The organism is Acinetobacter sp. C15 (assembly GCF_013420645.1).
Lineage (GTDB): Bacteria > Pseudomonadota > Gammaproteobacteria > Pseudomonadales > Moraxellaceae > Acinetobacter > Acinetobacter indicus.
The window spans coordinates 57,416-78,632 of record NZ_VOXR01000002.1; the positions used below are offsets into that span (position 1 = coordinate 57,416).

Consider the following 21,217-nt stretch of genomic DNA (forward strand, 5'->3'; position numbering starts at 1 on the left):
ACTTTTTCCTCAATAGAAGCGTCATCATTATCTATGTTCTTTGCCATAAAAAACCCCAAGAACTGGGGTTTTTTAGTCAGGTAGGTTTTACACCAAACCTTTGGCCTGCAATACTTTCAGCATGGTTGAACCGAGCTCGGCCGGGCTACGGGTATAAGCCATTCCGGCACGTTCAAAGGCAGCAAATTTCTCCTCTGCGGTTCCTTTACCACCAGAAATAATCGCGCCAGCATGGCCCATGCGTTTGCCTTTTGGTGCGGTTACACCGGCAATATAGCCCACCACAGGCTTGGTCACATGCGCCTGAATGTATTCGGCTGCTTCTTCTTCGGCTGTGCCGCCAATCTCACCAATCATGATAATGGCTTCAGTTTGAGGATCGTCCTGGAACAGCTTCAGACAGTCAATCTGGTTCATGCCCGGAATCGGATCACCGCCGATGCCGATACAGGTCGACTGGCCCAGACCCAATTTGGTGGTTTGCGCAACCGCTTCATAAGTCAGCGTTCCTGAACGCGAGATAATCCCGATTTTCCCTGGCTGATGAATATGACCTGGCATAATCCCGATCTTACATTCGCCCGGGGTGATAATACCCGGACAGTTCGGGCCAATCAGGCGTGTACCATTACCATTGGTTTCCAGATAGCGTTTGGCTTTTAGCATATCTAGGGTCGGTACACCTTCAGTAATTACCACAATCAGTTCAATACCGGCATCGACCGCTTCAACAATCGAGTCCAGTACAAAAGGTGCGGGTACATAAATCACCGAAGCGTCAGCCTGAGTTTCACGGACCGCCTGCTTCATGGTGTTAAATACTGGCAGGTCTAAATGGGTTTGACCACCTTTACCTGGAGTTACACCGCCGACAACACGCGTGCCATAATCCAGCGCCTGGGCCGAATGGAAGGTTCCGTTTTTACCGGTGAAGCCCTGAACCAATACTTTTGTGTCTTTATTTACTAATACGCTCATGATGCATCTCCTTAAGCTTTTACCGCAGCAACAATTTTTTCTGCAGCATCGGCCAGGCCATTTGCAGAAATTAAGGTCAGGCCAGATTCATCCAGTAATTTAGCCCCCAGCTCAGCATTGTTTCCTTCCAGACGTACCACCACCGGCACGCTGACATTGACTTCCTGAACTGCTGCAATAATCGCTTCCGCAATCATGTCACAACGTACAATCCCACCAAAAATATTGATTAATACTCCCTGAACCGAATTGTCGGCCAGAATAATTTTAAATGCTTCAATCACGCGCTCTTTGGTTGCACCGCCACCGACATCAAGGAAGTTGGCCGGTTGACCACCATACAATTTGATGATGTCCATGGTTGCCATGGCAAGACCGGCACCATTGACCATACAGCCAATATTGCCTTCTAGCGCTACATAGTTCAGATCGAACTCAGAGGCTTTCAGTTCGCGCTCATTTTCCTGGCTCTTGTCACGCAGTGCCGCCACTTCCGGCAAACGGTACAGCGCATTGGAATCAATGCCAACTTTGGCATCGACACATAAAATTTCGCCGTTTTCACGTACAGACAGCGGGTTAATTTCAAACAGGGCAAAATCATTTTCAATAAAGGCCTGATACGCCGCAGTCATGATTTTAACAAACTGGTTGATTTGTCCATCTTTTAAGTTCAGGGCAAACGCAACTTCACGTGCCTGAAATGGCAATAAGCCGACTAGTGGATCAACTTCGACTTTAATAATTTTTTCTGGGGTTTCTTCTGCGACTTTTTCAATTTCGACCCCACCTTCGGTTGAGGCCATAAAGGTCACGCGACGGCTAGAACGATCAACCACGGCACCCAAATATAATTCGCGCTCTACCGGATAGACATCCTGGGCCACCAGAATACTGTTCACCGGCTGGCCATTGGCATCGGTCTGATAAGTGACCAGTCGAGTACCGATCAGCTGATTGGCATACTCTGCCGCTCCTTCAGCCGATTTCACCACTTTCACACCACCCGCCTTACCACGGCCACCCGCATGCACCTGGGCTTTCATGACAGCGAATTTGCCACCGAGCTGTTCAAATGCCTGTACTGCTTCATCTGCATTGGTTGCAAGCAGACCTTCCTGCACCGGCATACCATATTTTTTTAATAGCGCTTTGGCTTGGTACTCATGTAGATTCATTTATTTACCTTTTACTACTTTTCACGTTTTTTTATGACTCGCTAAAACTCCAACATCCATCGTCGTGAGTATTAACATTTATACAGTTTTATCGTTTTAGTTTTAGATGATTATTCAAACAAAAACAACCACCAAATGAAAAAGAGCGGTCGAAACCGCTCTTTTTTTATTTATTTACGCTTACGCTGAATTGCGTGGATGGCACGTCCATCGACGGCCAGTGCTGCTTCGTGCACCACCTCAGAGAAGGTTGGGTGACCGAATGTCATTAATTGTAAATCCTCAACTGAAGATACAAATTCAAGCGCGATCATACCTTGGTGAACAATATCAGACGCCGCAGGCCCAATCACGTGCATACCCAGTAAACGGTCTGTTTTAGCATCAGCAACAAACTTCACGAAACCTGCACCTTCACCGGCAGCTAAAGCACGGCCGTTGACTGCGAAACCGAATTGACCGGTTTTCACTTCATGACCTTTTTCTTTGGCCTGCTCTTCTGTTAAACCTACCCACGCCGCTTCAGGGTGTGTATAGATGACAGAGATGATGGTGTCATAGTTCACTTGAGCAGCATGACCGTGAATACGTTCAACTGCCATTACGCCTTCTTCCATGGCCTTGTGTGCCAGCATTGGACCGCGTACCAAGTCACCAATTGCATATACGCCTTCAACAGAAGTCGCACACCAGTCGTTCACTTCAACCAGACCACGTTCAGTCAGTTTGATACCGCAGTCATCAGCCAGTAAGCCTTCAGCATACGCACGACGACCCACACACACGATCAGCTTGTCGAAAGTCTGTTCTTTCTCTTCGCCGCCTTGGGTGTATTTTACAGTCACTTCACGACCGTTGACTTCAGTGCCAGACACTTTCGCGCCTACACGAATATCCAGACCCTGTTTGGTCAGCAGTTTCTGGTAGTCTTTTGCCAGCGCTTTATCCGCCATTGGCAAGAAGGCATCCATTGCTTCAAATACAACAACTTCAGCACCTAGACGACGCCATACTGAACCAAGCTCCAGACCGATCACGCCGGCACCAATCACGCCTAAACGCTTCGGTACTTCAGGGAACTCAAGCGCGCCAGTAGAATCAACAATAATGTCTTGATCAACAGGAGCTACCGGAATGTTCACTGGTACAGAACCAGACGCAAGAATTACATATTTTGGCTCTAGAACCTGAGTTTCACCTTCGTGAGGAACAAACTCAACTTTCTTACCCGCCAGTAATTTACCAGTACCTTTTAACCATTCGATGCCATTGCCTTTCAGCAACTGGTCAATACCGCCAGTCAACTGGTCAACAATCTTGTCTTTACGTGCCAGTAATTTAGACAGGTCAAAGTTTACTTCACCTGTCGTAATACCATGATCAGCCAGGTGATGAACGGTATCTTCATAACGGTGTGAAGAATCAAGCAGTGCTTTAGACGGGATACAGCCCACGTTTAAGCAGGTACCACCTAAAGATGGTTTACCTTTGTGGATGCGTTTTTCGATACATGCCACTTTAAAACCAAGCTGAGCCGCACGAATGGCTGCTTCATAACCGCCTGGACCACCGCCAATAACAACTAAATCAAATTGTTGAGACATTTTTATCTCCAATCAATCTCTCTAAATTCCCCCTTTTGCTCAAGGGGGAACCTTTCCCCTCTTTTTAGAGGGGTTAGGAGAGATTTTTAATTAATAAATTATAAGTCAAGGATAAGTTTAGCTGGCTCTTCTAACAATTCTTTGATTGTTACAAGGAAACCTACCGCTTCTTTACCATCGATTAAACGGTGGTCATAAGACAGCGCTAAATACATCATTGGCAAGATTTCAACCTGACCATTGACTGCCATAGGACGTTCCTGGATTTTGTGCATACCTAGAATAGCAGTTTGTGGTGTATTCAGAATTGGCGTAGACAGCAGTGAACCGAAAGTACCACCGTTAGTAATGGTGAATGTACCGCCAGTCATGTCTTCAATCGCAAGTTTACCTTCACGTGCTTTCGCAGCATAAGCACCAATGCCAGATTCAACTTCAGCGTAGTTCATACGGTCTGTATCACGTAATACAGGAACCACCAGACCACGGTCAGAAGATACAGCTACACCGATGTCATAGTAACCGTGATAAACGATATCGTCGCCATCAATTGATGCGTTTACTGCTGGGTAGCGTTTTAGCGCTTCAGTCGCAGCTTTTACGAAGAATGACATGAAGCCAAGACGCGCACCGTGGCGTTTTTCAAATGCGTCTTTATATTGCTTACGCATTTCCATGATTGGTTTCATGTTCACTTCGTTAAACGTCGTCAACATTGCAGTTTCTTGAGTCGCTGCAAGTAAACGTTCAGCTACACGCTTACGTAAACGCGTCATAGGAACACGTTTCTCGATACGCTCGCCTACTGCTGCAGTTAAAGGCGCAGCCGCTGGTTTCGCTTGATGGTTGGCCACATCTTCTTTAGTGATGCGACCGCCACGGCCTGTACCTTGTACGTCAGCAGCGTTGATACCGGTTTCAGTCAATGCTTTACGCACCGCTGGTGCCTGGTCCGCAACAGGTTGAGCACGCTCAACTACAGGTGCTGCACCTGCTTCAGTTTTCGCAGCCGCCTGTTCAACTTTCTCTTCAGACTGAACTGCTTGAGTTTGCGCAGCGCCAGATACAGCACCTTCTTCAAACTGTGCAATCACTTCATTTGAAAGTACAGTATCACCTTCATTTTTAATGATTTGAGCAATCGTACCGTCTGCAGGAGCTACAACTTCCAGAACAACTTTGTCAGTTTCAATGTCACAGATCACTTCATCACGTGATACTGCTTCACCTGGTTGTTTGTGCCAAGTCGCGATTGTTCCATCTGCAACTGACTCTGGAAATACCGGTGCTTTAATTTCGGTTGCCATTACTTCGAATCTCCTGTTATTCAGCTACGATCGCAAGCGCGTCATTGATGAGCTGAGCTTGTTGTTTTGCATGCAAATATGGTGAACCACACGCTGGAGCGGCAGAAGCCTCACGACCAGCAAAGCTGATACGAACCTGTTTACCAGCTTTCATCACGTCATCATATAGACGCGGCGCGATGAACAACCAAGCACCTTGGTTCTTCGGTTCTTCCTGAGTCCAAACCAGTTCTTTCACGTTTGGATAAGCTTCAAGAATTTCCGCAATGCGTTGTTCTGGGTATGGATACAACTGTTCAATACGAACAATTGCCGTGTTGTTCAATTCTTTTTCACGACGTTTTTCAAGCAGGTCGTAATACACTTTACCACCACAAAGTACCAGACGGGTCACGTCGGCCTTGTTGATGTTGCTGTCGATTTCGTCAATCACAGTCTGGAAAGTACCAGTTGCTAGCTCATCAAGAGATGAAGTTGCCAGCTTGTGACGCAGTAATGATTTCGGTGACATCACAATCATTGGCTTACGGATTGGACGAATTGCCTGACGACGTAAAGCGTGGAAAATCTGTGCTGGTGTAGTCGGGGTAATCACTTGCATGTTGTCTTCAGCACACAGCTGTAAGAAACGTTCTAAACGTGCAGATGAGTGTTCCGGACCTTGACCTTCAAAGCCGTGTGGCAGCAACATGGTTAAACCACATACACGTTCCCACTTGGTTTCACCAGAGGCGATGAACTGGTCAATCACCACTTGCGCACAGTTAGCGAAGTCACCAAATTGTGCTTCCCAAATGATCAGACCGTGTGGAATAGTGGTCGCATAACCATATTCAAATGCCAGTACCGCCATTTCAGACAATAGCGAGTCATATAAAGCAAAACGCGGCTGGTTTTCTTTCACATGGCACAATGGAATATAAGTTTCGCCATCAACCTGGTTATGCAGTTTGGCATGACGGTGCGAGAAGGTACCACGACCTACGTCTTCACCAGTAATACGTACCAGGTAACCCTGATCTAGCAGTGTTGCATAGGCTAGAGTTTCAGCAGCACCCCAGTTCAGCGGCATTTCGCCGGTCTGCATTTTCAGACGTTCGTCAATCACTTTAGACACCTGACGCTGCATCACGAAACCTTCTGGAAGTTTACGCATGCCTTCACCAAGCTCTTTTAAGCGCTCAGCCGGGAAAGTGGTATCCCATTCGTCAGTGTATTCATGGCCCAGGTACGGCGTCCAGTCCACAAACATTTTCTTGTTCGGTTCAAGAACCAGCGCATTGGCAACGTGATTACCTGCTTCAAGATCGGCACGGTAGTCTTCAACCATTTGGTCTGCAGCAGCGCGATCTAATACGCCCTGTTGTACCAGTTGGTCTGCATACAAAGTACGTGTAGTGGCTTTCTTGTTGATCACCTGATACATCAGTGGCTGGGTTGCAGATGGCTCATCCGCTTCGTTGTGACCACGACGACGGTAACAGAACAGGTCAATCACTACGTCTTTACGGAAAGTATGACGGAAGTCGTGTGCCAATTGCGTTACGAAGATTACCGCTTCAGGATCATCACCATTCACGTGGAATACTGGCGCCTGAACCATTTTCGCGATGTCGGTACAGTATTCTGTAGAACGCGCATCACGTGGATCAGAGGTAGTGAAACCAACCTGGTTGTTAATTACGATGTGCACAGTACCACCCACGGTATAACCGCGTGTTTGTGACATCTGGAAAGTTTCCTGGTTCACGCCCTGACCTGCAAATGCAGCATCACCGTGTACGATTAATGGCAATACGTCATCGCCACCAATGTCTTTACGACGTACTTGACGGGCACGTACCGAACCTTCAACCACAGGTCCAACAATTTCAAGGTGCGACGGGTTAAACGCCAATGCCAAGTGAACTTCGCCACCTGGGGTCATTACGTTAGATGAGAAACCTTGGTGGTACTTAACGTCACCCGAACCTTTCTTGTGTAAAGATTTACCTTCGAACTCGCCAAACAGGTCAGCCGGGTTTTTACCCATGATGTTAACCAGCAAGTTCAGACGGCCACGGTGTGGCATACCAATCACGACTTCTTTACAACCAACCGCACCGGCACGTTGAATCAGTTCGTTAACCATTGGAATGAAAGATTCACCACCTTCCACACCAAAGCGTTTTGCACCAACGTATTTATTACCTAAATATTTTTCCAGACCTTCAGCGGCAGTTAAACGCTCAAGGAAGTGTTTTTTCTGTTCTGCATTGAAGCCATACTGACCACGGGCACTTTCAAGGCGCTGTTGAATCCAGCGTTTCTCTTTGGTGTCAACAATGTGCATGTACTCTGCACCAATTGAACCGCAGTAAGTTGCTTCCATCGCTTCAATCATTTCGCCCAGCGTGGTATCTGTTTTACCAATCGCCAGGTTGCCTGTGTTGAATACGGTATCTAAATCAGATTTGGTTAAACCGTGCGCAGCAAGATCAAGATCTGGCACTTCTTCGCGTTTTGCCAAACCTAGCGGATCTAATTTTGCTTTTTGGTGACCACGATTACGATACGCTGCGATCAGTTGCAGGACGCCTATTTGACGACGTTCATGCTCAGAGCTTACCGCGCTTTGAGCCACAGACTGAATACGATTTGAGTTGCGACCCAATAAAAGGAATTGCTCACGTACATTGCTATGAGGTTGATCACCTTTTGGGAATTTATCGAAGTACACTCTCCAGTCTTCACCAACTGACTCTGGAGACGTTAAATACTGCTCATAAAGTTCTTCAATATACGCTGCACTATCAGCGGAAAGTTCAGTGTCAAGACGCAGAGCGTCAGCAACTTCTTGCATTTGTGGACCCATTTCCTATTGCAAAAACATTTTTCAGGATGCTTTTTAAGCAAAACCCATGATTGATAATGTCAAATTGGTAACATGACATTCGTCCCCATTCGACAACTGTCATGAGGCGTTATCACTACATTAGGACTACCCAATGTGAATAATGAATCATAACGCCCTGATTGGCATCATCACTCATTTTATACTCGGCCAAAACCGAGCAATTTTTTTGCAAATCGACTTAGAAAAATTAATTCGGCAAATTAGCTTTTCTAAATAGGTTTACTCTAATTTCTGGCTTTCTACATCTCTTTAAATGTTGAAAAAATGTACATAAATTCAACCTCAATTTTTAAATATAGAAGTTTATTAATCGTAACATGATCTCCAACTCTCAATTGATTTTTTTGACGTATACCTCCTATAAATTGGCGAAATACAAGAAACATATTTTGCTCTAACATATGGTGCTTTATTTAATAATTAGAAGCAATTAAGACCAAAGTCCAACGGCTTCTTTATTCCATAAAACAAAAGAGAGCACATCTTTCAATCTGCCCTCTTCAACTTGCGTTATATAATAACATCTTGCACCACTTTTTGCAGTCTCATGCCCCATTTCTGGGCGTATTAAAACAAAATACCATCACTCTATTACACTTTTGTAGAGGATTGATTTAAAACTATTCACCTGCACTTTTCATACCCAGTTTGTATGCAGCAATGCATCTCATCAGACCAACCCCACTCAAGTGTTCAATAAAGCAGCATAAAAAAAGCACATCCGGAGATGTGCTTTTTTGAGTTCACCAAACTGGCGTTCAGATTAACCTGCAGTATCCAGAAGCATGTTACGGATGTGACCGATTGCTTTGGTTGGGTTCAGACCTTTCGGACAAACTGACACACAGTTCATGATGCCTTTACAACGGAACAGCGAGAACGGGTCGTCAAGACGCGCCAGACGCTCTTGAGTTGCAGTATCACGTGAATCGATGATGAAGCGGTAAGCATTCAACAGCGCTGAAGGACCCAGGAATTTGTCCGGGTTCCACCAGAATGATGGGCATGAAGTTGAACAGCATGCACATAAAATACATTCATACAGGCCATCTAGGTGCTCACGGTCTTCCTGAGACTGTAAACGCTCTTTTGGTGGCGCAGGCTGGTTGTTGATCAAGAATGGCTGAATCTTGTTGTACTGGTCGTAGAACTGATTCATATCAACAACTAGGTCTTTGATCACTGGCAGACCTGGTAATGGACGAATGGTGATTTCATTTGGTAAATCGTTCAGGTTCCAAAGACACGCCAAACCGTTTTTACCATTGATGTTTACACCATCAGAACCACAAATACCTTCGCGGCAAGAACGACGGAACGTTAAAGTTTCGTCTTGTACTTTCAACGCCAAAAGTGCGTCAAGCAACATACGATGCTTATCAGTCAATTCCAGCTTGAATGTTTGCATGTACGGTGCTTTATCCTTATCAGGATCATAGCGGTAGATATGAAATGTACGAGTACCTCTACTCATCTTGTTTCTCCTGATTAGAATGTACGTGGTTTAGGTGGAATAGCTGCAACAGAAAGCGGCTTGTAACGTACTGGTTTGTACTCAAGACGGTTGTCTGCAGAGAACCACAGAGTGTGCTTCATCCACTCATCATCACGACGACCATAAGAATAAGTCGGGTGATCTGGTGGTAATTCAAAGTCTACAACAGTGTGCGCACCACGACACTCTTTACGCGCAGCAGCAGAAATCAAGGTTGCTTTTGCGACTTCGTATAGGTTTTCAACTTCTAATGCTTCTACACGTGCAGTGTTGAAGACTTTAGATTTGTCTTTCAGGTGGATATTGCGAACACGTGGTTCAAGCGCAAGAATCTGTTTCACACCTTCTTCAAGCAATGCTGAAGTACGGAATACACCTGCGTGATCCTGAACGATGTTACGAATTGCATCCGCAACTTCTTGAGCGTTTTCACCTGAAGTTGATTCGTCAAGTTTACGAATACGGTTCAGCGTGTTTTCAAGTACAGTTGTAGGTAGTGGTTCGTACTCGCCATCGTGCTGTTTAGTTACATACTCAATGATATGTTGACCAGCCGCTTTACCAAATACCACCAGGTCAAGCAGTGAGTTAGTACCTAAACGGTTTGCACCGTGTACAGATACACATGAACATTCACCAATTGCATAGAAACCTTTTACAGGTTTCGCAAAGTCACGACCTTCCACATTTGTAGAATATGTGTCAGTGTCTTTGTCGTAGTTGGCAACCAGTGGAGTCGTTTCACGAGATTCTGGAACAACAACCTGACCATGAATGTTGGTCGGAATACCACCCATTTGGTAATGGATTGTTGGTACAACCGGAATTGGCTCTTTGGTACAGTCAACGTTCGCGAATTTCTTGCCAATCTCGAATACAGATGGCAGACGTTTCATGATCGTGTCAGCACCCAGGTGCGTCATATCCAGCAAGATGTAGTCTTTGTTCGGACCACAACCACGGCCTTCTTTAATTTCCTGGTCCATAGAACGTGATACGAAGTCACGTGGCGCCAAGTCTTTTAAAGTTGGAGCATAACGTTCCATGAACGGTTCACCAGAATCGTTACGAAGGATACCACCCTCACCACGACAGCCTTCCGTTAACAATACGCCTGCGCCCGCAACACCTGTTGGGTGGAATTGCCAGAATTCCATATCCTGTAATGGAATACCTGCACGAGCAGCCATACCAAGACCGTCACCCGTGTTGATATACGCGTTAGTAGAGGCACGGTAAACACGACCTGCACCACCAGTAGCGAATAGCGTCGCTTTAGCTTGGAATACCGCAATTTTACCTGTTTCCTGGTCAATTGCAGTTACACCCAGTACGTCGCCTGCTTCGTTACGGATTAAGTCAAGTGCAATCCATTCAACGAAAAATTGAGTCCCCATTTTCACGTTGCTTTGATAAAGCGTGTGAAGCAGCGCGTGGCCTGTACGGTCAGCAGCAGCACATGCACGTGGCACAGCTTTTTCACCGTAGTTTGCAGAGTGACCACCGAATGGACGCTGGTAAATTGTACCGTCTGCGTTACGGTCAAATGGCATACCCAAGTGTTCTAATTCATAAACCACTTGTGGCGCTTCACGCGTCATGAATTCGATCGCGTCTTGGTCGCCTAACCAGTCAGAACCTTTAACTGTGTCATAGAAGTGGTAGTGCCAGTTATCTTCTTGCATGTTACCAAGAGATGCACCAATACCACCTTGCGCTGCAACCGTGTGCGAACGTGTTGGGAATACTTTGGTCAGTACTGCAACTTTCAAACCCGCTTGAGCAAGTTGGTAAGATGCACGCATACCTGAACCACCACCACCAACGATGACTGCGTCAAAAAATTGGTGTGGAATATTTGAATAATCTTCTTTAGGGTTAATCGCGCCCATGATATCTTCCTATCAATTCGCCCAGAAAATCTGGATTGCCCAGATTGCGTATGCAAAAACAGCAATAATCACTGCTGAAGTCAGCACTAGGCGTAAACCTGAAGCTGAAGGACCCATCTGACGAGTAGTCACGTAATCTGTGAATACCTGCCACATACCAATCCATGCGTGTGCAACAAGAGATAAGACTGCCAATAAAGATAAAATCTTCATTGGTAATGTCATCATAAAGCCGTACCACTGTTCAAAGTTAAATCCGCCATTCAGCAGAATCCAACCAAATACCACAACGGTATAAACAGCAAGAACAACAGCACTTACGCGTTGGATAAACCAGTCGCGAGAACCTGAACCCGTTAAACCTGTAGCACTTTTCATTAGAGAACAATCCATACAAAGGCTGCGAGAATACCAATCGCAGACAAGACTAATGCGATAGTAGCTGCAACACGACCACTTTGCAGTTCCTCTGCAACACCAAGGTCAGCAAGTAAATGCTTGACACCAGCGATGAAGTGATAGATTAATCCGGCTACAAATACCCATACGATAAAGCGGACAAAGAAACCGTTAAAGATTTCCTGTACTTCTGCAAAACCTTCTGGCGAAGACAAAGACTTGTCTAATAACCAAAGAAGTACCGGTACGAGTAAAAATACGATGACACCTGAAAGACGGTGTAAAATTGATGCAATAGCCACAGGTGATTTTAAGTTTACTGATAAAACTTGACCCATGGACAAATTGACAGGTCTGTTGCTTTTCACAGCGGGCATCCTGTAAGTAAAAACTCCATCCGGAGTTTGTTGGAATTAATTCGAAGGAAAGCTGGCATTGCTAGGCATTCGAATGCCTATATTCAAAACGACACTGAATTATAAAACGTCAACTATTAAAATACAAACAACCGCACTGGGCTTTTTGAACAAAAAACCCTTAAATAAGAATCATTAACAAATAGGTAATTTATGAAACACATCAACCGGATACATCTTTAAGGCATCATCTCACTGTTTTTTATTAATTTATTTTATATTTCTGCTATTGATTTTAGCTATAATTGCAATTTTCACCGGACTGAAATATTTAGACTAAAGCAGCACAGTAAATGTCTAGACACTATATTGTTGAATCTTTTCACTTTATCTTTGGGTGCCTGAATATTTTTTCCTTGAATATTTGCTATCAGGCAAACAACATGAAATATTTTCAGCGCCCTGCCCGTGCTTCCCGCTTCAGGCCGGCATTTGGATTTTGAGTCTTGCAAAAGCTGACAGATTGCTCTGACTTTACTTGCAATTTCAGCGCATCAGAACAAGTTAACTGGCTGAATGGCTGATTTAATCAGCTATTTTTTAACCAGTTAAACCTAAAAAAATGACAGACTTAGCGCTTTTATTTATGAATAACAAAGCAGCAGCAGAACCGGCAAAGCCCAGCTAAGTTATGAAAAACAGATACATTTCGGAAAGCTTAAAATTCCAGCAGCCTGGCTTTTCAAGAGCTTTTAACGCTAAAAAATTGCTTACAATTAAAGCATTCCTATTATTTTTTTCTGCACCTGTCCGGGAATTTGACTTATTATAGCGCGTCGGTGCTGTGATTTTACTCAGTTTTTCATACGAATATTTTTTGACTAAGCTGCTGTGTCAGCGTCACTTTTTATCCATAAGTATAATTGACAAAATTTCAGTACACACTAATCTTATAGCAAATTTTCGATCCGTCTGATTCGCGCATTAAAAGATTGATACTACGAGTCAGATCAACATTCACCAGGACAGGAGATCTATTGAATGTCTGAAGCAACTGGCAAGAAAGCCGTTTTACAGCTTGATGGCAAAGAAATTGAATTACCAATTTACAGCGGCACATTGGGCCCAGATGTAATTGACGTTAAGGATGTGTTGGCTGCAGGTCACTTTACTTTTGATCCTGGTTTTATGGCGACAGCTTCTTGTGAATCTAAGATCACATTCATTGACGGTAACAAAGGTGTTCTGTTACACCGCGGTTACCCGATTGATCAATTGGCGACTAAAGCTGATTACCTGGAAACTTGCTACCTGTTATTAAACGGCGAGCTTCCAACAGCTGAGCAAAAAGAAGAGTTTGACGCGAAAGTTCGTAACCACACCATGGTTCACGACCAAGTTAGCCGCTTCTATAACGGTTTCCGTCGTGATGCGCATCCTATGGCGATCATGGTTGGTGTTGTGGGTGCATTATCTGCGTTCTATCACAACAACCTGGACATCGAAGATGTTAACCACCGTGAAATCACTGCGATCCGTTTAATCGCGAAGATTCCTACTTTAGCAGCTTGGAGCTACAAGTACACTGTTGGTCAACCATTCGTTTACCCACGTAACGACTTAAGCTACGCTGAAAACTTCCTGTACATGATGTTTGCTACACCTGCAGACCGTGACTACAAAGTGAACCCGATTCTTGCCAAAGCAATGGACCGTATCTTCACTCTTCACGCTGACCACGAGCAAAACGCGTCTACGTCTACAGTACGTTTAGCGGGTTCTACCGGTGCTAACCCTTATGCTTGTATCGCTGCCGGTATCTCTGCACTTTGGGGTCCTGCGCATGGTGGTGCGAACGAAGCAGTTCTTAAGATGCTGGATGAAATCGGCACTGTAGAAAACGTTGCTGGCTTCATGGAAAAAGTGAAGACTAAAGAAGTTAAACTGATGGGCTTCGGTCACCGTGTTTACAAAAACTTCGACCCACGCGCGAAAGTAATGAAAGAGACTTGCGACGAAGTTCTTGGTGCATTAGGTATCAACGATCCACAATTAGCGTTAGCAATGGAACTTGAGCGTATCGCGCTTTCTGACGAATACTTCATCAAGCGTAACCTGTATCCAAACGTAGACTTCTACTCTGGTATCATCCTGAAAGCGATTGGTATTCCGACAGAAATGTTTACTGTGATCTTCGCGCTTGCACGTACAGTTGGTTGGATCAGCCACTGGTTAGAAATGCACAGCGGTCCTTACAAGATCGGTCGTCCTCGTCAGCTTTACACTGGCGAAGTTCAACGCGACATCAACCGTTAATCCGGTTCGCGTTCAACGACGAAAAAACCACCCGTTTGGGTGGTTTTTTTATGGACATTCAAACTAAATGCGCGTTTCGACCAGACCGAGGCAACGCCAATATTCAGCGCAAAAGTACGTTAAGCTACCTGATAATGCTCCAGATCTAGGCGCTGTAAACGTCGCTTTAACTCGGCCAGTGACCACGGCCAGGCGGCAAAGTTGCGACCATTCTGGTCCAGATAATAACTTTGACAGCCACCACGGTTAAACACAGTTTTCTGCACATGAGTCTGTACTTTGGCATTGTGGTATTTCAGCACATCCGGCTTGATTTCAATGCGCTTTAAGCCCTTGGCTTTCATTTGCAATAAACCACTGACAATATAGTCCAGTTGCGCTTCGGCAATGCCAATAAAGGAATCATAGACCAGAATATTCGGCCCGAGCACCAAAAAGGCATTGGGTAAATGCTGGATACTGGTGCCCAAAAAGGCTTCGGGTGAACTGCTCTGCCACAGCTCGGAAAGTCGTTGGCCTTGGGCATTCTGCACACGGCGACCAATCGGTGGATGTGACACCTCAAAGCCCGTTCCCCAGATAATCACATCGACCTCATGCCGGTCACCATTGGCGGAAATCACCGTATTGCCTTCAATTTCCACCAAGCCATGCGGAATTAAAGTGCTATTCGGGGCCTGCAAGGCCGGATAATAATCATTGGCAAACAGTAAACACTTACAGCCGACCGAAAAATTGGGGGTAACCGCCTGACGTAAAGCCGGATCTTTGACCTGTAATTTTAACAGCTGCCGGCTGAGTACATTCACAGGCTCCAACAAAGGTGGATGACGCAGGCCAAAATTAATCAGATTCAAAGATTGCGATACCGCACCGCGCCAACGCTGCTGGATGACCGGAAACTTGGCCAGTGTACTTTTCATCACCTGATTCAGAGGCAGATCAGGCTTTGGCAGGACCCACGGCGCTGTACGCTGGAAAATATATAACTCTTTGGCCAGAGGCTGAATTTTCGGAATAAACTGAATGGCCGAGGCGCCGGTGCCAATGACCGCAATGCGTTTACCACGCAGGTCATAGGCATGGTTCCAGCGTGCCGAATGAAACATTTCGCCCTTAAAACTGTCGATGCCTTTAATTTTCGGCAGTTGCGGCTCGGTAATCGGGCCGGTAGAGAAAATCACGGTTCTGGCCCGATATCGCCCTTTGCTGGTGTTGAGCTCCCACATCTGTTCAGTCTCATTCCAGCGTGCATCTTGCAGTTCATTATGAAATTCAATCTTGGCATATAGCTGAAAACGGGTCGCCACATCTTCCAGATAACGCAGGATTTCCGGCTGCTTGGCAAATAAATGACTCCAGCCATGACTTGGCGCAAAGGAAAAAGAATATAAGGCCGAGGGCACATCACAACCACAACCCGGATAGGTATTGTCCCGCCAGGTGCCTCCTACCCGGCCGGCTTTTTCCAGCACCAGATAATCCTGATAGCCAGCCTGATTCAGTTTATAGGCCGCTGCCAGACCGGAAATACCCGCCCCAATAATAATGGTGTCATAGATCCGGCTTGGCATAGTAGTTGATCTACCGCGCTGCTCAGTTGTTTGAGAATTTGGCTGATTGGCCCCTGCCCTTGCTGATGCTGCACTGGCACTTTTGGCTTTTCGACTAGGCTTTTTGAGCACAAGATCGGCCGGCTCAGCGACCGTTTGCAACGTGACTTGATCATCTTGTTTCATTTTTTTCTACTCAGGATTTTTGTACATATTTATTGAATAATGGATAACCCACACCCAGCAGCTTGGTATATAAACGCGGCGCGGCACGCTTGAACCACCAGAACAGTTTGGCATCTGGCTGTGGAATGGTATACAGCTCGCCCCGGTCTAAATTGTTTAAGGTCTGCGCTACCACCTTCTCACAGCTGACAAAGGCATGATGGGTCAGCAAATGATCTGCCAGTCCCGAATAATGCGCAGGCAAACGGCCATTTTTCATGATATTGGTCGGCACCAGCGTTGGGCATAACACATTGATGCGAATATTGGCGCCACGTAACTCGGCAGACAGGGTTTCAGACAAGGCCAGTACGCTGGACTTGCTGACGTTATAGGCGGTCATTTCCGGCGCTGCGGTATAACCAGCAGCCGAAGCGACATTAATAATCGCACCACCACCCTGCTGTTTCAGTTTCGGTACGAAATAATGACAACCGTGGATCACGCCCCATAAGTTGACCTGCATACACCATTGCCAGTCGGCCAGGCTGACTTCATCAAACTTGCCACCCAGCCCCACACCGGCATTATTGATCAGCAAAGTCACCGGATGGCCCAACAGCTGTTCAGACTGTTCAGCCAGTTGCTGCACCTGCTCGGCCACACCCACATCACATTGCAACGCAAAGGCCGCAGTCGCAAACTGGTGTTCAATCTGCTTGGCGGTTGCTTGAGCCGCCGCCAGATTGATATCGGCACAGATCACGCTGCCACCACGCCTGGCCAGTTCCAGCGCAAAACTGCGTCCAATCCCACTGCCTGCACCGGTCACCACCGCATAGGCCTGCTGGCTCAGTCGCACTTTTTTTGCAAATAATCCCATCATCCTTCTTCATCCTTACACTTTGAGCGCCGGGGTAAATTCCTTGACGAAATATGGCGTTAACACCCCGCTTTCCGGATGCAGCAAACGTTCCTTGTAATAGGCTAAAAAGGCCGAAGTATCATGGTCATTCGGATGAAAACCGGGACGCAGATAATCCAGAATATGCGCCCAGCTACTGCCATACACGCCATCTTGCAGACCAAAAATCAGCTTGATGCTACGCGGCAGGTCTTTCCAGTAACTCAGGCTAAACAAATTAGACGGTTTGCGATAAAACGGCACCAGCAGCGAGGCAATGGAAATCAGCACCAGGATGGTGATGAGCGCCGGGAAGAAACCGGCAATGCGCAAGCCATAACTGTTGGATAAAGACTGGAACACATCATAGGCAATGTCTTTGTGTTCCGATTCTTCCAGCATGTGCCACATCCAGATGGCACGCTGCTTTTCATCATGCGACTGGAAGAAAATTTCCTCATGATTCATCATGTACTCGGCCAGCACCGCAGTAAAATGTTCAATACCGGCCATCAGTGACAGTTTCATCGGCTGTGGCAAACGGTTAAAGCCGTGATCAAAGACGAATTTGGCCCAGGAACGGAACAGCTCAACCGGCAGATCGGCATCCCGAAAGGCATCATTCAGTTCTTCATGCAATCTGGAATGTAGCGCCTCCTGGCCAATTAGGGAGGTGACCCGCTGTTTTAGCACGGGATCATTTAACAGCTCACGATGATAACGCGCGGTGTCAATCACCAGATCTTCGCCATAGGTCAGGAAAATCGACAGCGAGGCAAAATAGGCACTGGCCAGTTCGGCATTCAAGTAAAATTTGGGATCTATTTCTTCGGCCTTAAAGTCGAATTTCATATGCCGGATTGGGAGGGCAGCCGACTGTTTCTCGGCATCAAAAGGTGTCGCGCTGAAAAAATGGCGAACAGGCTGAGGTAAAAACTGAGCAATCTGCATGGCTATTCTCTTTGTTTTGTCCATTTGAGCCAGGTCAAGACACCGTGGTCATCGACCTGAATGAGACCAAAACTAAGCCAGCCCTGCATTGAAACCAGTTGCCAAAATCGTCATAAAATTGGCAAATCGTGACTTTAAAAATATTGTCTGACAATTTGCTCACACTTTTTTCTGCAGAGCTCATTTCCTTGTCAATTGGGGTCAGCGCCTATTTGGACACTCTGTCACTGCGGTTACTGGGCAGATAACGCACTTTGCGTTCTTTGGACTGATAAATCCACTGATGATCGAACAGGCCCTGATTCAGATGTTCAAAACGGAAGTTACCAATCGCTACCGCATAAAAACCGGTGCCCTGCTGTTTCTGCTGCTCGACTTGGGCCATCAGTTCTGTCGGTAACTGCCCCATGATGAAATCGGACACCACCAGCACATCGGCATTGTGAAAATTTGGCTGGGCCAGCATCGACAGGGCATGTTCGATGGCGGGAATAACATCGGTGCCGCCATGAAAAGACTGGCTAAGAAAGTGAATCAGATCATCCAGCGAATAGCCTTCGAGTAAATTCAAGCTGGTCAGCTGGGTCGAGAAGTTAATTAAATACATCGGGCGTTTGGCTTTCATGGCCTGAATCGCCAGATACAGACTCATGGCTTTGGCAATCAGCTCCGGCTGACCGTGCATGGAACCGCTGGTGTCCAGACACAAAATCATCGGGCCTTTTTGCCCCAGACGCTTATGCCGTGCTGTTTGATCCTGAATTACCCGACTGCTGTGCTGACCTTGCAGGTTAAAGCTCATCAGGTTGGATTCCAGATATTTCAGGTCAAATAAAATAGCCAGATCAGGATCGGCCAGTAAGGCCAGCTCGCTCGGCAGCGCCAGATTCAAATCCTGCGCCAGCTGAATACCGGTAATTTCTTCATGCCAGTGCTGCTCCAGCAATTCCAGCTCCTGCTCTGGCCGATGCTGCTGCACGGCCTGGCGCGGATAATGTGCAGGCTGGGCAGAACCGATTTTCTGACACAAGGCTTGCAGCTCACGATCCTCCTGCAAATAGCTGGCCCATTGCTCAAACTGCTGGATATCCTGTGGTTGTAACTGGCCTCTGGAATAGTCAATAAAAATACCGGTTTCGATGCCGGTGGCATCTTTGTATTTGGCCAGTCGCTGCATCTGGCTGAGAAAATCGCGAATCTCATCCAGAAAAGCATCCCGCTGCAAGGCCAGCTGCTCAAATTCCCAATGAGCAATGGCTTCGGTCAGTTTACGTTGCCATTTTTCTGTTAATAACTGTGCCTGTAGCTCGCGCTGTCCGGCAGAGAAAGTAGCGCTTTGAGTCCAAAACGGGCTTAAATCAGGCAGCCCCAGCTGAGCCTGAAAATCCTGATATTGCACCTGCATCTGCTGAAACTCGGCGCTATTGATGGAGGGCTGCGCCAGCCAGTGTTCCAGTTGCTGCTGCACTTCCCTATAAGGATGCTGCTGATCGAGACTGGATTTGGCCTGATAGGCCCAGGCCCGGACTTTATCATCCAGATGCTGACTGACTTTCTGATCATCCAGCCAGTGTTTTAAGGAGGAATCGGCCAGCTCCTGATACAGCTGTCCGGTCAACTGCTCTAACGCTGTATGCTGACGCTGATGCTGCTGCAGGTCTAGCCTTGACATAGCTGTTCCAGCCGCGCGCAGTCTTGCAGTTGCAGCTGATAGCGCTGTAACTGCTGCTGCACATGCTGTTGTAACTGGGCACTGTCGGCGGCGGCAACAAAGACTGAAGCAAAATGTGCTGACTGGGCATTAAAACGCTGCTGTAACAGGGCTAAATCTTTGCTCAGTGCATTTTGTAGCTGGGCAAGCTCTCCCCGCAACTGCTGCACCAACTTTTCATCAATGACACGGCGTGCGCTGCCTTTCGGGTATTTAATATACGGTGTGACCACTTCTTCCAGCCCATAATAGCCGCCTTTTAAGGTACAGAGCCGGCCGCCATTAAAGTTACACACGATGCCGCGAATTTCCTCACCGGAAGCATCCACAGCAAAGAAATCCTGTTTGCTGTCCATTTTATTTAATAACAGATACAGCACTTTATCCTGATAATGATGATCCAGGTGAGTCACTGCTCTTAAGTACTCCTTGTCCTGAATCAGATAGCTTTCATAGACATCATCGGTATAGTAAAAAGCGTTCAGCATCTGCTGTTCCAGCTCGTCTTTGCGCTGAATTAGTGACTCCAATTGCAAATCGGCATGCAAGCCAATCTCCAGAATGGCCTGATCAATCAGCTTGTGCATCTCCCGAATATCTTCCAGCTGATTCCACAGGCAGGATTTCAGAAGATACAGATCACTGACCAAGACCTGCGGCCGGCCATTTAAAAATGCCGCAGCTTTGAGCAGATAGGCTACACGTTGCCAGCGCCGGTCCGAAATATAGACCGACAAGCCATCGACATGCTGCTGTAAATACTGGCGAATCAGATCAATCACCTGTAATACCAAAGCCGGCAGCTCAATTTCATGAATCTGTTCGCGCCATTCGGCCAGCTCGGCCTGGGTAATTTTAAGTGATTCATCAAGCTGTAAATGAGCACTGCCCGGTTTGGCTTGTAGCAGCTGATGAAAATTGCCGGCCTGCTGAATGGGTTCGACCACCAGACGCAAAATAAAACGGTCATACAGCGCATCCAGTCCCTGATTCGGTTCAGGAATTTCATTGGATGCACCAATCAGCACACTTAAGGGCACCTGCTGCAGCTGCTCGCCATTTTTAAAGACTTTTTCATTCACCAAAGTCAGCAAGGTATTTAAAATGGCCGGGCTGGCCTTCCAGATTTCATCCAGAAAAGCAAAATCGGCACAGGGCAGATAATGCTCGGTTTTACGGATATAGTGATCTTCTTTTAAGGCTTTAATTGACACCGGGCCAAAAATTTCTTCCGGGGTACTAAAGCGGTTCATCAAATATTCAAAATAGGCATCGACCTCAAAAGCGGCTGCAACCCGTCTGGAAATCAGGCTTTTGGCCGTGCCCGGCAAGCCGTATAAAAAGGTATGACTGCCAGCTACAGCAGCCAGCAAGGTTTGTGCGATCACCTGTTCACGTTCATACATCTGCTGGGACATTTGCGAAATAAGTGTATGAATACGTGCTTTCATCGAATACCTGAACCTGCGCGAAAAACTGCATTGTAACGGTTTGCGGAAATGAAGAAAAACC

At 46.5% G+C, this 21,217-nt stretch carries 15 protein-coding genes; 1 reads left to right on the forward strand and 14 read right to left on the reverse strand.

The window, feature by feature from the left end:
* Positions 1-87: 87 nt before the first annotated feature.
* The 9 genes from sucD to sdhC all read right to left on the reverse strand — a co-directional run bounded on the left by sucD (position 88) and on the right by sdhC (position 12,126).
* Positions 88-978, reverse strand: coding sequence for a succinate--CoA ligase subunit alpha (gene sucD, locus FTT63_RS01205; protein ID WP_104471739.1), 891 nt, complete (start codon positions 976-978; stop codon positions 88-90).
* 11 nt (positions 979-989) lie between these two features.
* On the reverse strand, positions 990-2,156 hold the full coding sequence (gene sucC, locus FTT63_RS01210) for an ADP-forming succinate--CoA ligase subunit beta (RefSeq protein WP_163169966.1): 1,167 nt from the start codon (positions 2,154-2,156) through the stop codon (positions 990-992).
* Between the two features lie 170 nt (positions 2,157-2,326).
* A complete protein-coding gene (lpdA, locus tag FTT63_RS01215; protein ID WP_045796462.1) occupies positions 2,327-3,760 on the reverse strand; it encodes a dihydrolipoyl dehydrogenase in 1,434 nt (477 codons plus the stop codon).
* Positions 3,761-3,858: 98 nt separating this feature from the next.
* The gene (odhB, locus tag FTT63_RS01220) at positions 3,859-5,067 is read right to left on the reverse strand and encodes a 2-oxoglutarate dehydrogenase complex dihydrolipoyllysine-residue succinyltransferase (RefSeq protein ID WP_104471741.1); all 1,209 of its coding nucleotides are present in this window, start codon (positions 5,065-5,067) and stop codon (positions 3,859-3,861) included.
* A 16-nt stretch (positions 5,068-5,083) separates the two neighbouring features.
* Entirely contained in the window at positions 5,084-7,909 is a 2,826-nt protein-coding gene (locus tag FTT63_RS01225) for a 2-oxoglutarate dehydrogenase E1 component (RefSeq protein ID WP_180191906.1), read from the reverse strand.
* Positions 7,910-8,726: 817 nt separating this feature from the next.
* A complete protein-coding gene (locus FTT63_RS01230; RefSeq protein WP_005176256.1) occupies positions 8,727-9,437 on the reverse strand; it encodes a succinate dehydrogenase iron-sulfur subunit in 711 nt (236 codons plus the stop codon).
* 14 nt (positions 9,438-9,451) lie between these two features.
* Complete coding sequence (locus FTT63_RS01235) at positions 9,452-11,350, reverse strand: FAD-binding protein (protein ID WP_163169964.1); 1,899 nt, start codon at positions 11,348-11,350, stop codon at positions 9,452-9,454.
* Between the two features lie 12 nt (positions 11,351-11,362).
* A complete protein-coding gene (sdhD, locus tag FTT63_RS01240; protein ID WP_005176252.1) occupies positions 11,363-11,728 on the reverse strand; it encodes a succinate dehydrogenase, hydrophobic membrane anchor protein in 366 nt (121 codons plus the stop codon).
* The gene (sdhC, locus tag FTT63_RS01245; RefSeq protein WP_005176242.1) at positions 11,728-12,126 is read right to left on the reverse strand and encodes a succinate dehydrogenase, cytochrome b556 subunit; all 399 of its coding nucleotides are present in this window, start codon (positions 12,124-12,126) and stop codon (positions 11,728-11,730) included. Before sdhC ends, sdhD begins: the two co-directional genes overlap by 1 nt.
* Before the next feature lie 1,020 nt (positions 12,127-13,146).
* Here sdhC and gltA point away from each other — a divergent pair.
* Positions 13,147-14,421: a citrate synthase gene (gene gltA / locus FTT63_RS01250; RefSeq protein WP_005176240.1), complete on the forward strand. Its 1,275-nt coding sequence runs from the start codon at positions 13,147-13,149 to the stop codon at positions 14,419-14,421.
* Positions 14,422-14,540: 119 nt separating this feature from the next.
* Here gltA and FTT63_RS01255 read toward each other — a convergent pair whose 3' ends face one another.
* The 5 genes from FTT63_RS01255 to FTT63_RS01275 all read right to left on the reverse strand — a co-directional run bounded on the left by FTT63_RS01255 (position 14,541) and on the right by FTT63_RS01275 (position 21,156).
* Positions 14,541-15,995: an NAD(P)/FAD-dependent oxidoreductase gene (locus FTT63_RS01255; RefSeq protein ID WP_180191916.1), complete on the reverse strand. Its 1,455-nt coding sequence runs from the start codon at positions 15,993-15,995 to the stop codon at positions 14,541-14,543.
* A 175-nt stretch (positions 15,996-16,170) separates the two neighbouring features.
* Positions 16,171-17,022 carry an SDR family oxidoreductase gene (locus tag FTT63_RS01260; protein ID WP_127798979.1) on the reverse strand — a complete coding sequence of 284 codons (852 nt, stop codon included), beginning with the start codon at positions 17,020-17,022 and terminating at the stop codon, positions 16,171-16,173.
* Positions 17,023-17,037: 15 nt separating this feature from the next.
* Positions 17,038-17,994: a metal-dependent hydrolase gene (locus tag FTT63_RS01265; RefSeq protein WP_127798968.1), complete on the reverse strand. Its 957-nt coding sequence runs from the start codon at positions 17,992-17,994 to the stop codon at positions 17,038-17,040.
* Between the two features lie 208 nt (positions 17,995-18,202).
* Complete coding sequence (locus FTT63_RS01270; protein ID WP_163169961.1) at positions 18,203-19,666, reverse strand: VWA domain-containing protein; 1,464 nt, start codon at positions 19,664-19,666, stop codon at positions 18,203-18,205.
* On the reverse strand, positions 19,654-21,156 hold the full coding sequence (locus tag FTT63_RS01275; protein WP_005176226.1) for an AAA family ATPase: 1,503 nt from the start codon (positions 21,154-21,156) through the stop codon (positions 19,654-19,656). The genes FTT63_RS01270 and FTT63_RS01275 overlap by 13 nt, the downstream gene beginning before the upstream one ends.
* Positions 21,157-21,217 lie beyond the last annotated feature (61 nt).